Annotated in this window: 22 protein-coding genes and 1 tRNA gene; 20 read left to right on the top strand and 3 right to left on the bottom strand. The window is 41.7% G+C overall.

The window, feature by feature from the left end:
* Positions 1-93: 93 nt before the first annotated feature.
* Positions 94-741 carry a helix-turn-helix domain-containing protein gene (locus CB4_RS15615; protein WP_172890899.1) on the bottom strand — a complete coding sequence of 216 codons (648 nt, stop codon included), beginning with the start codon at positions 739-741 and terminating at the stop codon, positions 94-96.
* Positions 742-916: 175 nt separating this feature from the next.
* Here CB4_RS15615 and CB4_RS15610 point away from each other — a divergent pair, with 175 nt between their 5' ends.
* The 14 genes from CB4_RS15610 (at position 917) to CB4_RS15545 (ending at position 9,440) form a co-directional block, all read left to right on the top strand.
* Positions 917-1,177 carry a hypothetical protein gene (locus CB4_RS15610; protein ID WP_096466675.1) on the top strand — a complete coding sequence of 87 codons (261 nt, stop codon included), beginning with the start codon at positions 917-919 and terminating at the stop codon, positions 1,175-1,177.
* A 14-nt stretch (positions 1,178-1,191) separates the two neighbouring features.
* The gene (locus CB4_RS15605) at positions 1,192-1,407 is read left to right on the top strand and encodes a MerR family transcriptional regulator (RefSeq protein WP_096466674.1); all 216 of its coding nucleotides are present in this window, start codon (positions 1,192-1,194) and stop codon (positions 1,405-1,407) included.
* Positions 1,408-1,550: 143 nt separating this feature from the next.
* A complete protein-coding gene (locus CB4_RS15600; RefSeq protein ID WP_096466673.1) occupies positions 1,551-2,048 on the top strand; it encodes a helix-turn-helix domain-containing protein in 498 nt (165 codons plus the stop codon).
* Positions 2,049-2,174: 126 nt separating this feature from the next.
* Entirely contained in the window at positions 2,175-2,450 is a 276-nt protein-coding gene (locus CB4_RS15595) for a hypothetical protein (RefSeq protein WP_096466672.1), read from the top strand.
* A 279-nt stretch (positions 2,451-2,729) separates the two neighbouring features.
* Positions 2,730-2,933 carry a hypothetical protein gene (locus tag CB4_RS15590; RefSeq protein ID WP_146226569.1) on the top strand — a complete coding sequence of 68 codons (204 nt, stop codon included), beginning with the start codon at positions 2,730-2,732 and terminating at the stop codon, positions 2,931-2,933.
* Between the two features lie 150 nt (positions 2,934-3,083).
* Complete coding sequence (locus CB4_RS15585; RefSeq protein ID WP_096466670.1) at positions 3,084-3,962, top strand: phage replisome organizer N-terminal domain-containing protein; 879 nt, start codon at positions 3,084-3,086, stop codon at positions 3,960-3,962.
* Positions 3,886-4,761, top strand: coding sequence for an ATP-binding protein (locus CB4_RS15580; RefSeq protein ID WP_157738009.1), 876 nt, complete (start codon positions 3,886-3,888; stop codon positions 4,759-4,761). Before CB4_RS15585 ends, CB4_RS15580 begins: the two co-directional genes overlap by 77 nt.
* Positions 4,762-4,831: 70 nt before the next feature.
* On the top strand, positions 4,832-6,160 hold the full coding sequence (locus tag CB4_RS15575) for a sigma-70 family RNA polymerase sigma factor (protein ID WP_096466668.1): 1,329 nt from the start codon (positions 4,832-4,834) through the stop codon (positions 6,158-6,160).
* A 93-nt stretch (positions 6,161-6,253) separates the two neighbouring features.
* Positions 6,254-6,958, top strand: coding sequence for a hypothetical protein (locus CB4_RS15570; protein WP_096466667.1), 705 nt, complete (start codon positions 6,254-6,256; stop codon positions 6,956-6,958).
* Between the two features lie 19 nt (positions 6,959-6,977).
* Positions 6,978-7,229, top strand: coding sequence for a hypothetical protein (locus CB4_RS15565; protein WP_096466666.1), 252 nt, complete (start codon positions 6,978-6,980; stop codon positions 7,227-7,229).
* A 93-nt stretch (positions 7,230-7,322) separates the two neighbouring features.
* Positions 7,323-7,523 carry a hypothetical protein gene (locus CB4_RS15560; RefSeq protein ID WP_096466665.1) on the top strand — a complete coding sequence of 67 codons (201 nt, stop codon included), beginning with the start codon at positions 7,323-7,325 and terminating at the stop codon, positions 7,521-7,523.
* Positions 7,524-7,695: 172 nt separating this feature from the next.
* On the top strand, positions 7,696-7,947 hold the full coding sequence (locus CB4_RS15555) for a hypothetical protein (RefSeq protein ID WP_096466664.1): 252 nt from the start codon (positions 7,696-7,698) through the stop codon (positions 7,945-7,947).
* Positions 7,948-7,964: 17 nt separating this feature from the next.
* Positions 7,965-8,336, top strand: coding sequence for an ArpU family phage packaging/lysis transcriptional regulator (locus tag CB4_RS15550; protein ID WP_231956036.1), 372 nt, complete (start codon positions 7,965-7,967; stop codon positions 8,334-8,336).
* An 84-nt stretch (positions 8,337-8,420) separates the two neighbouring features.
* A complete protein-coding gene (locus CB4_RS15545) occupies positions 8,421-9,440 on the top strand; it encodes a hypothetical protein (protein ID WP_096466662.1) in 1,020 nt (339 codons plus the stop codon).
* A 78-nt stretch (positions 9,441-9,518) separates the two neighbouring features.
* On the opposite strand, the gene CB4_RS21125 is transcribed toward CB4_RS15545, so the two are convergent.
* Positions 9,519-9,587, bottom strand: a complete 69-nt coding sequence (locus CB4_RS21125; RefSeq protein WP_231956263.1) for a hypothetical protein — start codon at positions 9,585-9,587, stop codon at positions 9,519-9,521.
* Positions 9,584-9,748 carry a hypothetical protein gene (locus CB4_RS21900; RefSeq protein WP_269459506.1) on the bottom strand — a complete coding sequence of 55 codons (165 nt, stop codon included), beginning with the start codon at positions 9,746-9,748 and terminating at the stop codon, positions 9,584-9,586. The genes CB4_RS21125 and CB4_RS21900 overlap by 4 nt, the downstream gene beginning before the upstream one ends.
* Before the next feature lie 504 nt (positions 9,749-10,252).
* On the opposite strand from CB4_RS21900, the gene CB4_RS15540 reads away from it, so the two are divergent.
* The 6 genes from CB4_RS15540 (at position 10,253) to CB4_RS15515 (ending at position 14,669) form a co-directional block, all read left to right on the top strand.
* A tRNA-Lys gene (locus CB4_RS15540) sits at positions 10,253-10,322 on the top strand.
* 36 nt (positions 10,323-10,358) lie between these two features.
* Positions 10,359-10,616: a stage V sporulation protein S gene (locus tag CB4_RS15535; RefSeq protein WP_157738008.1), complete on the top strand. Its 258-nt coding sequence runs from the start codon at positions 10,359-10,361 to the stop codon at positions 10,614-10,616.
* 192 nt (positions 10,617-10,808) lie between these two features.
* Positions 10,809-11,846: a DUF5677 domain-containing protein gene (locus tag CB4_RS15530; protein WP_096466660.1), complete on the top strand. Its 1,038-nt coding sequence runs from the start codon at positions 10,809-10,811 to the stop codon at positions 11,844-11,846.
* Positions 11,847-12,102: 256 nt separating this feature from the next.
* Positions 12,103-12,348, top strand: a complete 246-nt coding sequence (locus CB4_RS21985) for an HNH endonuclease signature motif containing protein (protein ID WP_309146606.1) — start codon at positions 12,103-12,105, stop codon at positions 12,346-12,348.
* A gap of 99 nt (positions 12,349-12,447) precedes the next feature.
* Complete coding sequence (locus tag CB4_RS15520; protein ID WP_096466659.1) at positions 12,448-12,975, top strand: phage terminase small subunit P27 family; 528 nt, start codon at positions 12,448-12,450, stop codon at positions 12,973-12,975.
* Positions 12,975-14,669, top strand: coding sequence for a terminase large subunit (locus tag CB4_RS15515; protein WP_096466658.1), 1,695 nt, complete (start codon positions 12,975-12,977; stop codon positions 14,667-14,669). The genes CB4_RS15520 and CB4_RS15515 overlap by 1 nt, the downstream gene beginning before the upstream one ends.
* The last annotated feature ends 13 nt before the right edge of the window (positions 14,670-14,682 follow it).

The following is a 14,682-nucleotide window of genomic DNA, read 5'->3' as shown; positions in this document are numbered from 1 at the left end:
TCAACAAAAAGCATCCTGAAAACTCTATTCTAGGATGCTTTTCTTGGAGTGTAATTTTCTAAATAGTTGTTTGTGAGGAATTATAATTAAGTATTAGTGTTCTCTCATCTTCTTAAACATTTCAATTGATTGCTTGACCTGTTGCAAAATAAACTGCTGTTGCTCAGGTTCGAGCTGGTCGAATCCTTCCAAGCCATCGTAAAAAGCCATGCTAATACCGTTTTCCTGTAACTCTTTAGAGATATCCTCTTTAGTTAGTAGCTTGTCCTTTCCAAGAAGATGATCCGTTGAGACATCAAAGAACTCGGCCAGTTTTCTAATATCCTCGATATTTGGATTCAATTCCCCAGATTCATACTGAACCAGTGCATTTTTTTCAATCCCTAGTTCATCCGCTAGTTTCTGAAGAGAAAACCCTTTTTCTGTACGTAGGATGGCGATCCGTTCCCCGAATTGAACTAGCGATGCTTTATCAACGTTATGATTTGCAAAGTTGTTTTCATTTAAGTGGTTGTCGGAAGTTAGATATCCTGATTTTTCTAGAAGTTCTTCATATGTAACGTTTTTCAGAAAATGAGAAAGAATTTTAAGTGTCTCGGGCTGTGGCTTTTGTGTCCCTGCTTCAATTCTTGCGATTGTTCCATTACTAACATTACTAGCAAGGGCAAGCTGACGTTGACTTTTATATCCGCTTTTTTCTCGAATTTCAGCAAAGAAAATCCCAAAATCTTTTGAGTCCATCAGTAAACCACCTAGTTCATAGTATAAGTTTAATTTTATCAAAAGTGTTTCGAACATGAAACAAAACAACTGTGTACCCCTCTACAAATTTTCTAACAAATATCGTTGCGCTTACTACACAATCGTGATATATTGAGTGTGTAGAGGGCGAAACGAAAAAGGTGGGGGGAAGAAATTGAAAATTAGACTACGTGTTGAAGTATTGGAAGGTTTGCAAAAACAAGAAAAATGGACTGATACCGAGCTAGCAAAACAAATGGGAATATCCCGAAGTAGGTTATGGCGTGCGAAACTACCAGTCGATCATGTTGAATATTGTTCACCAGGTGAAAGTTTGATTGCCGGAGCACTAAAGGCATTTCCTGATAAGGGTTTTTATGACCTATTTTTTTTAGATGAAATGTGTAGCGGCATACACAAAACGAATTTAGTTTAACCGGAGGTGATCACATGCAACAGACAACCAACACCATCAAAAACATGGAGGACTATCCACTGATGCTCACCGCTGACCATATCAGCGAAATCCTCCACATGTCCAAACGCCGCGCCTACGAAGTGATGGAGCTGAAAAGCTTCCCGATTATTCGTATTGGCAAGCGGAAATGGGTACAGCGTGATGCATTCTTTACCTGGCTCAAACAGCAGGAAGGAGCCAGCGCCTAGTTCTTTGCTAACTTCATACATGGGAAAGGGGGAGTACGCTTAGTATCTGGTTTCTTATGAACCGGAAAAGCGTCCCATTCCAATGTATCATAAGGGGCCCGTAAGAAAGAACGGGTGGAAAAAGACAAAGGGGGAAAAATCAAGTGGTGATTCAGGACAAAATCAAACATTACCGAATCGTGCGTAATTGGAGCCGACAAGATTTTGCAACCAAGATGAATGTGGAAGGTTCGCTGGTCACTAAGATCGAGAATGGAGTCCGAAATTGGACACCACACCATGATGCACGTTTTGCCGCACTAGATTGGGAAGCGATGATGATTATCGTCGAGGAGAGAACTGGTGAATTACTCTTCAATGTGTTGAATCTGATTGAAAACCATGATCGGCATCCATCGGCGATTAAGGAATTGCTGATGAGAGACTTGGGACAGGCGGCAGAAAAGCTCGGACAGATTATGTTTGCTTCGCATCTGAATGTATCCGAACAGGCGAATGAAGGGGAACAGTGCTGGTTTGAAACGCTGGATGTGGTGATCCGCGGCATTGTGATGTGCGGGTTGATGGAGGAACGTTTTCAGTTCAATCGACTGGATTTGCTAGAACGCTATAAATCACAGATGAAGCAGGGGCTGCGCTAATGTGGCTGTTGGATTGGATGATACCGGGTGCCATTGCGTTGGTGTGTGACGGTGATCAGCATACTGGACGGCGAGTGCTGACGGTGGCGGATCTACAAAAACGATATGAGGAAAGGATGAAGCCGTATGAACGTGTGCGTGAAAGACTGGCTCGAATTGACGATGGCAGATCGGGTGCTGATTTTGGAGCAGGTAGCAGAGCAACAGCGCCAGACAGGATGCCCAGTGCAAGTGTCTGACATTGATGAGAAGATGCAGCAGGTATGGGAGGGTACGCTGGAGCGCGAAATGAGCTGGATGCCAGAAGAAGAGGCAGAGGTATTTGCAGAGCGTGTTCGGATTCGACGCTTACGGTTGAACATGAAAAAAGCTGCCCTGTGCGGGAACACAGCGACAGCTTAGTGATTAACTAGGTTAATAAAATCGTACCACATCAGAGGTACGGCAGCAAGCTCCTCGGGCTTGCTGACAGAGTTGCGGGCTGCCTACCACCTCAGGCGCTCGTAGCTCTGTCAGCACTTCCGAGTGCTACACAACCAGAATTATATAGGCGCAGCTAAAGGGCTGTAACGCTAGCGTAGGGGCAGGGGCGCTGGCACCTACAAAGACAAGCGAGGTGAACATGTAATGTACCAAACTATCGACATCGATGCTGTCACCGAGAAGGTAGCTGATTTTCTGATGCAACGCCAAGACTTGGGCCTACCAGTGAACGAAGAAGCCTTGGAACGCATCTTAACCGATGAAGTCGGTGCCGATCGGGTAGACGAGCTGTACGACCGTATCTGGGCGCGGCCAGTGATTCAGGACACGTTGGAAGTGGCAGCTATGACGTTTGATCTTGATAAGCCAGTTGTACGTTGTGGTGGGAGGTGGACAGGGTAAAAAAATAGCCCACAGCCAGGTGGACTATTTCGTAGGGTTGTTTGCGAAAAAACGTACATTCAATATAGCACAAGGGTACGCTATGTACAAATAAATCGAAGAGGCGTGCTGGTATAAGCATCAAGAAGCAACTACATAGGGGGGAATGATATGGCAGATATCAAATGGATCAAGATCACCACATCCATGTTTGACGACGAAAAGATAGATTTCATAGAGAGTCTTCCAGAAGCAGATACCGTTCTGATCTGCTGGATTAAGCTGCTTACACTAGCAGGTAAGGCGAACACGGGTGGTCACATTATGCTGACAGAGGCTATACCGTACACGCCGGATATGCTAGCTCACAAGTTTAAACGACCTCTTAATACGGTGAAGATGGCGCTTGAAACATTCGTTAGACTCGGCATGATCTCGATGGAAGATGGTAGCCCAATCTACATTAACAACTGGGAAAAACATCAGAATATCGATGCTATGACAAAGATTAAAGAGCAGACCAGACAACGTGTGGCCCGGCATCGAGAGAAGCAAAAACTACTACCGGATGGTAACGGTGCATGTAACGTTACAGTAACAGATGATGTAACGGGAAGTAACGCAACAGATATAGATAAAGAATTAGATAAAGATAAAGATATAAAACCTAATAATAATCGTCACAAACGGATTTACGACGACGATTCCTTGTACATGAAAATGGCTGTTTATCTACGAGATCGAATTCTTGCATGGAAAGAGAATGCGAGAATCCCAGATGATCTAAATACCTGGGCAGATGAGTTCCGAAAGCTAAGCGAACTGGATAAGCGAAGCAAAGAAGATATTCACCGTGTGATTACCTTCGCTACTTCAAATCCATTCTGGCAACCAAACATCTTGTCAGCTAAAAAACTACGTGAAAAATTCGACACGCTTGATGCTCAAGAAAGTAAGTCAGGAGGCATTAATCATGAAAATGGCAGGGCAGGCAATCGCAGAAGTGGTGACGCAAAGTATCGAGAAGCAGCGGGCAACATCAGCCTTTGATAGCCGAGAATGTACGGTATGTGGGCGAATCATTAAGGCGTTAGAGTTAATTCACCCCATCCTGAAAACACCAACAGGTCGCTTTGTTCTTCCTGTTTGTGAATGCGAAATCGAACGGGATATTTACCAACCCGTACGAAAAGCGCAAGGGTTGATCGACGCAAAAGAGGCGTTGCGCATGTTTGACATCGACAACGCAGGAAAGAGATTCAAACGCTGTACATTTGCCGAATACGAAGCGCGTGATGGAAACGAAAGAATGTATTCGTTTTGTCGGAAGTTTGCGCTTAAGTTCAGTCCGGCTAACAAGATCGGGTTGTTGCTCTGGGGCGAACCGGGAAACGGGAAAACACATTTGGCAGCTTCCGTTGCACACGAACTGAAAGAAAAAGGATTTACGGCGGTATTCCAAAGTGTGCCGGATCTACTGGATCAAATACGTGGCAGCTACAATCGAGAATCGAAAATCTCGTCTTTGAGCATCATGGATGCCCTGCTAACATGCGATTTGCTCATCCTGGATGATATGGGAGCAGAGCGAATGAATGATTGGGTGGAGGAAGCCATGTACAAAATCATTGATGGTCGATACAACCGAGAGAAACCCATGCTCATCACTACGAACTTGAATCCTAATCCTCAAAAACAGGACGAAGATCTTCTTGGACGCATTGGAAAACGAATGTATGACCGGATTACGGAAGTGACAATCGCTATTGAGAACAAAGCACTGAGTTACCGACAGGAAGCTGCTGAGAAGCGACTTCAAAAGCTGATCGAACGAGGCGAAGACTTTTAATTATAGGCAAGCGGGAGCTATGTAAAGCGCCAGTATCCCGAGAATCGAAATGGAGTAAGGGGTGTTGAAAATGAGTGCAACTGAACAGTTAGTAGCCCGAATGGACAATCCACACCTTGCCCAATTCGGGACACGGGATCAATTCATCGAAAAGTCGTTACCACTAGCCGAGAAGATCGGTCGCAAGTATTTGGCAGCAGCTAAAACCAAAGGAATGGACTTGGACGACATTGTAAGCTTTGCTTACGAAGGTCTGATCAAGGCATATGATCGCTTCGATTCAAACAAAACAGAGACTCAGAATTTTGAAGCCTACGCATATCGGTGTATCTCGGGTGCGATCAAGACTGGCATGACACAAACAAACGTTGATTTTAGATACCGGTGGGAAACCAAGCAGGCTGTGATTCGCATATACAAACAGGACTTACAAGATTGTTCTGTAGATGAGGTTGTAGAGAAAATCGGACTAAAGCAGACATACGTAGAAGAAGCGCTATCGATCATAAAGTCAGGTAAGGTTCTCTCCATGGATGCTCCAGTCAAACAGGGACAAGTAGAAGACGGATATATCCTTTCGGATACGGTTGGACGTGAGGGGGATTATAGCACCGTAGCGGTAGAAGAATTCATGGACTTACTGGATGAAACGGAAAAGAGCATTGCAAATAGCTTGATGTACGGATTGAAGGAGCGGGTAATCGCGAAAAGAATGGGGATGAAACACAAAGAAGTACAAGAGAGGATTACCACGATTCAAAGGAAATTCGAGCGCTATACACGTGGTGAGAAAGGGAGGGAGACAGACGTGGCGCAAGAACGTGCTCATGTGTCAGTAGTGCCTCCACTACGTAAGGACCAACATACTCTCACACTCAATGATCTTACCGTGGATGACTATCAAAACTTGGTAGAGAATGGGTATAAGGACCACGATATCGCAAGGAAGTATGGCACGCCATTTTCAAAACTGTATGCCTGGAAAAGAGAACAGGGAGTAGTGCTGCCACTATCGGAAGAGCAATATGGCCGTTATCGCCAACAAGGAATGACAAACAAAGAAATAGCAGCCAAGCATGGCATATCGGTCGCTACTCTCTATGATATGCGACAAAAGTGGGGAAATGGCTATATCCAACAAGATAGCTGTATCCAACCACAAATTTTGAATGGTGAAAGAAAAGTTTCTGACGAATGGTTCAACGCAGTAAGGGAAGAAAAGCAGGCGTCAGAGCTTGAACAACTCAGGAGAAAGCTTTTAGAAATGGAAGAGGAGTTGGCTGGATTGAAAAAGCAGCTAGCAGAAGAGAAGGAGCGGTGCCAAGGGATACGTAGTGAGCTGGATGTGGCCCTGCGTAAGAATCAGGTATTTGCAGCTGCACTGAAAGAAGCTTTGTAAGATGTGTAGTGCTAAATCACACGGAACACAAGAGTGTATATGCACTACAAAAAGTGCTCGGGGCACTTAATAACCAATAGGAGGAACGAAACGATGATTATTAAGACAAATAGCGATGAGGAAACAAAACGTGCGCAGTGGCTTCGTGGTGCGGCACTTAAAAGAGATTGGGTAACAGATTGCACGATCGTTCCATTCGGGATAGACGGTGTGTTTGTCACTACAGAAAAGGCAAAAGAAGGACCGATTACGTTCAACTTTGGTGATCGTGAGGAATCAAATTATGTGGCTGTCATTTGCGGACGCGGGGCAGAAGATATCGACAAAGTACTGTTTGAGGATGTGCCAGAAGCATGGGAATATGCGCGTCTGGTAGCAAAGGAAGCGGGTTTGCCAGAGGATGCGGTAGATGGGGATATTTTTGAACGTAGTAGTGAAGATGAGTCAGAATCGGAAAATGGCGAGGATAGACCGATCTCGCTACAGGAACTGCATGAATTATTCAAGGATGCAAAGGACAGGGGAGCTGACGCTAACGTTGACTTGTTTCTGAGTGGTCCATACGAAGAGGTTCCGATCATTTTGACGAGCGGTAAAGTTGAATCAGTAGAGTTTGAAAAAGAAGAGCTTCACGGAGATATGGAGCTTACCGTAAGGATAGACAGTTCACTGATTGGCCTTAAAGAACGAGAGTTTGTATTTACAGTCGACAACGAGGACAAAAAAATGATTTATGGAAACCAGGCTACTAAAGATAACGAATGGCCGCAATATAGTGTATTTATCGCTGTGAAATAACCAAAGGGGGGAAGAAGAGATGAATAAAAAGCCAATTAGTGAAATTTTCTCAGACAAGCTTACGATGCGAGAATTGCCAGCAGATGAGGGAGGACAATCTGTCACAGTAGAACCGGATGATCATAAAGTATGGATTGTAGCGCAAAACCGTGCTTTTGAAATTGATATAACTGGATTAAGAGGACTTTCTGTCAAATCAGAAGATGGGCGTATCGTTTCTGTTGCACCAGTTGCCGATGATTATGTCTTTGAAGAGTCTGACGAAGTCTAGCAAATATGAAAAATCCCCTGCTGGCGGCAACCAGTAGGGGAAACCTCGTTCGTATGTACACTATAATTTTACCATGAACGGGGGAGTAGTGAAATGGCAAACAACAAAGAAAAAAGTCGTATGCCGGATTTGAAAAAACAGCTACAGGATTTGATCACAGGCAAACCACAGGTCATCATCATCGGTGCAGACAAGGCTGAAATTTATGACCTTCCCTCGTTTGGGAAATACGAAATTAACACGCATAACAACGAAATCACTACCCATCATTGTATCGAATCGCATAAGTGGTAGCAGTACTCACCGGAACAACCGGGAGATACCACAGAAAAGCGTGTAAATAGCCGTTGCTGTTTCACTGGAACAACCAGGGGACATCAACTTGTAAGTTGCTTGCCAGCTTTATTTGAGCTGCTATAGCGCTTATCAGTTGATGTCCTTTTTTTATTTCAAGGAGGCGAGGCTGATGCCAAAGTTCAGTGACTATCTAAGTGATGAAAAAAAGAAGCTGCTGGCACAAAAAGTGAAGCGGAGACGCCGGAGGAGAAATCCAGTTGCAGTTACACAGGTACCTAAAAAAGATAATCTGCCAGCACCGATCCGGATAAGCGCTCGGGAACGCGAACTGATGGAGATTGAGCGAATAATGCGCGGCGGTGGAAGCTGGCAGAGGGTAAACGGAGCGATCAGACAGACAAGGCACAACTACAACGATTAAAAGGGGAGCGGATGAACATGGCGGCAGAGCAACTCGGAAAATGTGTACAAGATGAGGTTATCGAGTTACTTAATGAGTATCGGGTACTGAAGGTACAGCAGAAGAATAAAACGGAGCGGGAGGTGGCTGGCGTCATCGATCTGTTCCCGACATTAAGCCAGGATGAAGAAAGCGAGAAGCGGAGTGAGTTAAAGTTCCGGCAGATCGAGCGCGCACTACAGGAAGGTCTGGACACCATAGAGCGAAAGATCATTGAAGAGAAGTATCTCAGTTCGGTAGAGACGAATGACATCGATATTTTCATAGGATTAGGGATTAAGCGGTGGAAGTACTACAAAAAGAAAAACGCTGCTATTACAAACATTGCAAAAGCGCTCGGGATTATCTGAGCGTTTTTTATTTGATTTTAGCAATTGATACCACTATCATTTACTTAGATGTTTCATACTAGCTTTAATATAAGGAGGGTTGTAATGTCAGAAGTAAGATTAAGTGATTTTATAGGAAAAGGAAGCCAACTATTATTTAGTTTTCCCTTATACAAAAAGATAAAGATTAATACATCAATTGAGACGAAACATGGTCAGGACGTAACGTATCATGGAGATGATGATGACTATCCTGATGTAATTGATTACATTGAATTTCTAGAGAACAAGGACTTTAGTTATTTTAAGACATTATTCTTTACTGAAAGTCAAATATTTCTTAATTACTGTCCGTCTTGCGACAGAGAAGTGCATATTTCGTATAAAGGATTTAAACTGGAAGACAAATATGAAGACAACGTACTTGTATCGGAAGCGGACATAAGTTGTGACGAACACTATGATTTTTGCCATGATAAAGCAAAAAGTAAATTTAATGAGATGTACAATGAATTAACAAAAAAAGTGTTTGGAAGCAGCAGAACTTTCCAAATAAATTTTGAGTGTACTGCAAAGGAAAAGCATAAGTCCTATGTAATCTTTCATCTTACAGATGATGGATACATTGTTAAGATAGGTCAATATCCGTCCATTGCTGACTTTGATAACACAGCTAAAAGGTATAGAAAAGCTTTGGGTGACAAAAAACTTGCTAAAGAATTTCATACTGCTGTTGGATTAAAAGCAAATGGTGTAGGAGTTGGCTCGTTCGTTTACTTGCGTAGGATTTTCGAGAAATTAATCTTTGATAAGATCAAAGAGGTAACACAAGCAGATTCGTCCATAAAAGAGGATGATTTCGTTAGCTTGAGGATGAAGGAAAAAATCGAAAAACTTAAAGATCACCTACCAGAATTTTTGGTTAACAATCCGGTACTATACAGCATTCTAAGTAAAGGGGTTCACGAACTAACTGACAAAGAATGTTTGGCTCACTTTGATACAGTGAGAGCAGCGATTATATTAATACTTGAGGAAAAGCTGGAAAAAGAGGAGCGAGAAAAAAGAAAAAAGATAGTTAGTAAGGAGTTACAAAATATACATTCTGAGTATCAAGGTTCTTAATTTTAATCACAGCTAAAAGACATACAAAAGCCGATGACTTCTTTTATGGGGATTATTGGCTTTTTTGTTTGGTTGATTCTATTTCTTATCAATACGTTCGTTTATATATCGGTATAAAGTCGTCCGGCCTATACCAGATGTCTTCACGATCTCATCAATGCTGTGTACATTTTGAGTGCCAGTTGAACATTTTTGGCCTGTTTACGTGGGCGTCCTCCGACTCTGCCTCGAACACGGGCAACCTCTAATCCAGCGCGTGATCGTTCCACTATAATATCGCGCTTCAGCTCCGCAATACTTGCCATCATGTGAAAGAAAAACCCCGTTTTTCGAATAAAAAACATCAAAAATAAGCTGATTTTTATCATTTTTTAGGTCATTTCAAACAAAAATCGGAGAAAAATCAAACAAATTGGGTACCTTTTTGGGCACTTCGAGAATTTTTTGGACGTTATACGATTTGTTTAAGAGATTTTTACCGCTCTTTTAATAAAAATTCGGCGTGAGCAGGAGGCTATGCAGTTTCAACTCACAACTTCACATATAACGGGAGACAGCGCCTTTCCCATATCAATGGCGTACTCGGGCATTAGGTGCTGGGTGACAGTGAAGACCGTGCGGCCGATCAAGATCGGAAAGCAGTAAAAACGGGAGGAGCGGTCAGAGTCAGCCAGTAACACAGCTGCGGGGAGCGATGGAAATAAGACATTCCATCAAAAGGCTTGTATCGACGTGATAAGCGTGGATCTGTCGCCTCTACAATCCCAGCCATTCCTCCCGGGTGATTGATAGAGACGAAATGCTTTTATTATGCAGGTATAGTTCAACGGTAGAACGGCAGCCTTTTAATCTGTTACGCAGGTTCGACTCCTGCTGCCTGCTTACACAACTAAAACTATTAGAGAAAGGATGATAGATATGAAAGTAATCAAAGTTACAGCTACTGCCAGCGTTAACAATACAGCAAGAGCAATTGCACAAGCATTACGGGAACACGGAGAAGCGGATGTACAAGCTGTAGGTGCAACAGCTGTAAACCAAATGGTGAAGTCGATTGCTTCTAGCAGACACATTCTTGCTCGCACTGGCTTCGATCTGACTGGAGCACCGGACTTCTTCCAGTTGAATGAGAAAATGTCAGCTGTAAAAATGATTGTGAAGCGGGTTAGTAAATAAAGGGGCGTAGCAGAACGCTGTGCCCTTTTACTTAGATTAAAAGCCTGCTTTGCTGGTATATATCACTCTTCCAGATCCTCAATCAAGTTGGGTAAATTTTGATTCTTTTCATAAAAAATATTAATTTTATTATTGTGCTTTTAATTGTACGATTTTTTTATCACAATAATACTTAGGATTGGGGAGAGGGAAATGAGAAACGAAGTGACAGCGCAAGATATAATAAGAAAGAATCAAAACTATCACGGTAATATGCAATTAACAAGAAGTATAAATAAAGAGTGCATTAAGCTACAAAAGAAAATTATAAAGGATAAATACTCTTTAAAAGAGGATGTTATTTTAAGATTTTTTGTTAATTTATATAAAGGATATAGATCATTTCAGACGTTGCTTTTCGAAGAAAAAACATATATAGACTCAACAGTAATAGCAAGAAGAATAATCGAGCTTTTCATACGGTTTGAATACATCGCAAAATATGATCTTTACAAGGAGTATGATAAATATAAGCACGTAGAAGCAGCCTCTATGTTTAGAGCTATGCTCGAGGCATATTCAGTTGAAATTGCTTCGGAAAGTGATTGGTGGAGTAACAGACGTGAAATTGTTAAGCGAAATAAAGAAGTAAAGAATGAATTATCACGTGAGAAATATCGACAGTATGGTTTTAATGAAAAAGGTGAGTTTCCAAAAATTGATGAAATGGCACACAGAACAAATCTAACTTTCTTATATAAAATAAGTTATGGATTATGGTCTAATTCAGTTCATGGAAGTTCACTGATAGAATCAGTATTAAAAGATTCTAATAATGGTCAAGTTCTTTATTGCTTTGAAAAAGATAGTGATGCAATAGGAGATCAAATGTACTTGCGAGTATTACAAACAGTAAATTATTGTGTTTGCTCGTTCCTAAAAAGGATGATTAATTTGTTGGATTTAGACGAATCATCATTCAAAGAATTTATGAGGATACATTACTGGTTTTTCTATTATGATTCTTACACAGGGAGATTAAGTACAAATCATGATTTTGCAAATAGCATGATTCGGGTATTCTCAGAAGAAGAGATAGAGGACATTAAATTCGATGACATTAACGATAAAAAGTACTTTAACACACAAAAGGAGGATTTTAATAAGAAAAAAAACAATCAATATTATTCACTGGAAGATTTGATTAAAAGTAAAGAAGATGAATTAGAATCATTATCGAATAGGTATTAGTTATTTTATTGATTACCGATATTTGTTAAACCAGATATATGTGATAATTGCTGCTCAATAAGGGCAGTTTTTTTATTGCAAAGAGGTGTGAATCTTGGCTAAGAGAATGAAGAAACCTTGTTCTTTTCCTATGTGTCCAAACATAACAGAAGAACGATACTGTCCAGAACATAGGAAGAAGGCAAGGACATACGACAGAGATCGCGGATCAGCTTCCCAGCGAGGATATGACGCAAGATGGAGGCGGGCGCGGAAAATGTTTCTGGCAAGGAATCCATTGTGTAAAGAGTGCCAGGCAGAAGGGAATACGGTGGTAGCGGAAGTTGTTGACCATATTATTCCGCATAAAGGTGACCATGTATTGTTTTGGGACGAAAAGAACTGGCAGCCACTTTGTAAAAGACACCATGATTCGAAAACTGCTAAAGAAGATGGAGGATTCGGTAATTATATCCCTTTATCGATGGATAAGAGTGATGGAGGTGGAGCCGGAAAGGGGTAGGGGGGTGAAAAAGCTAGAAAACAATTTCTAGAGACCGCGCCGTCCGTCTTCTGCGAAAAAAATTCCCCACGAGAAATTTCAAAAACGGGAGGTGATAAGATGGCAGGGCAGCGACAACCCGTTGAATTGTTACTAATTAAAGGTAAGAAGCATCTAACGAAACAGGAGATTGAAGAACGGAAGGAAAGAGAAGTGAAGGCACCATCGGATAAAGTTCGTCCTCCGGCTTATCTTTCTCCTGACCTAAAAAAAGAGTTCAACAAGATTGCAAAAGAGTTGGTGCGCATTGGGATCATGACAAATCTCGATGTCGATGCGCTGGCGCGTTTCGTATTAGCAAGAAAGATGTACCTTAATATCACAGAAGCTTTGCTGAGTATTAGTCCTACCGAAATGGTTGAGTACACAAAAACAGACCGGAAGGGAACTGTTATTGAAGAAGGGACTAAGATGGTTGCAAATGAAAGCTACTCAGAGCTATTGCTCAACCAGGATAAACTTTTCAAGCAATGTAGACAGGCAGCTGGTGACCTTGGGCTAACAATTTCTTCGCGGTGTCGCCTTGTTATTCCTAAGAAAGAAGAGAAGGAACCGGATGAGTTAGAAAAAACATTTGGTGATGTTTAATGCTTAAGGAATGGCTTATTGATTATTCTTATGATGTCTTGAATGGTGCAATTGTCGCCTGTCAGAAACATAAATGGGCATGCGAAAGGTTTTTACGTGATATAGAAAGAGAAGGATCTGATGACTTCCCTTATATATTTGACGAAGAAAAAGCATGGCGTTTTTTAAAGTGGATGACACTATTCAAACATACAAAAGGTAAATTACAGGGGCAGGATATTCAACCTGATTTCATACAGATATTCGTTTTTGGAAATATTTATGGATGGGTTCAACAGAAAAATAGATACAGACGCTTTAAGAAATCTTACTGGCAGGTCGGAAGAAAAAATGCGAAGTCACAAAGCCTTGCTTGTGTTTCTTCCTATGAATCTATGGCATTAGGCGAAAACATGTCTGAAGTCTATATAGGGGCTACAAAAACAGAGCAGTCTAAAATTGTTTGGAAGGAAACTGCAGCTCAAATAAAAGGATGCAGATTTTTGAAGGGGAAATATAAAATTGCTTATGGAAAAATAGAGCATTTGAAATCCGGCTCATTTATTGAAGCACTGTCTAAGGATGCTAATAAGTCTGGGGATGGCTTTAATCCGCAATGTGGCATTATTGATGAGTACCATGCGCATAAAACCTCTGAAATTTATGATGTTTTAGATTCTGGCATGGGTGCCAGGGTGCAGCCGTTAATGATGGTAATTACAACTGCCGGATTTGAGTTGCAAAATCCTTGCTACTCTGTTGAATATTTATATGTTTCAAAAATATTAGACCCTGACAACCCCATTGAAAATGAAGAATACTTTGTAATGATCAATGAATTAGAGAAGGATGATGATATTAAAGATGAAAATAATTGGGCGAAAGCAAATCCTATCCTTTGTTCATATGAGGAAGGAGTAAGCTATTTAAGAGGTCAATTAAAAGCGGCGCTTGATGTTCCAGAGAAGATGCGGAACTTCCTCACAAAAAACATGAACATATGGGTTGACCAGAAAGAAAACGGTTATATGCCTATGAACAAATGGAACGAGTGTGGAAAAGAGCCAATGCCGGATCTGCAAGGTCGTGAAGGCTATGGTGGTATTGACCTTTCAAAAACAATCGACTTGACCAGTGTAAGTTTTGAGTTTCCTCTTGATGACGGAAGGATTGCTGTACTCAGCCATTCTTTCATGCCGGAGGATACGATTGCTGCCAAACGACAAACCGATAAGGTTCCGTATGATCTATGGGTGAAGCAAGGGTGGATTACAGCTACTCCAGGCGCTGTGGTTGATTACAAGTTCATTGCGGCATACATCAAAGAGCAGATTCAACAAAATAAGTGGAAGCTCAAAGAGATAGGCTTTGATCCGTACAATGCTACTCACTTTGCACAAGAGATGCAAATGGACGGATATGAAATGCTTGAAATCCGCCAGGGTGTCAAGACGCTTTCAGAGCCGACTAAGAAATTCCGTGAATTAGTTCTGCAAAACAAGATTGTACACAATAATAACCCAGTCTTATCCTGGGCCATATCAAATGCAGTAACGAAACAAGATGCACAAGAGAACATCATGTTAGATAAAGATAAATCAACGGATCGAATTGACCCGATTGCTTCTTTGATTACGGCGCATGTCCGTGTTATGCGGATTGGATTCGAGAATCGACCATCCATTTACGAGAAACAAGACATCAGAACGATTTAAAGGGGGTGAGAAA

Source organism: Aneurinibacillus soli (genome assembly GCF_002355375.1).
In the GTDB taxonomy this organism is placed as follows: domain Bacteria; phylum Bacillota; class Bacilli; order Aneurinibacillales; family Aneurinibacillaceae; genus Aneurinibacillus; species Aneurinibacillus soli.
This window is presented reverse-complemented; position numbering and strand designations above follow the sequence as displayed.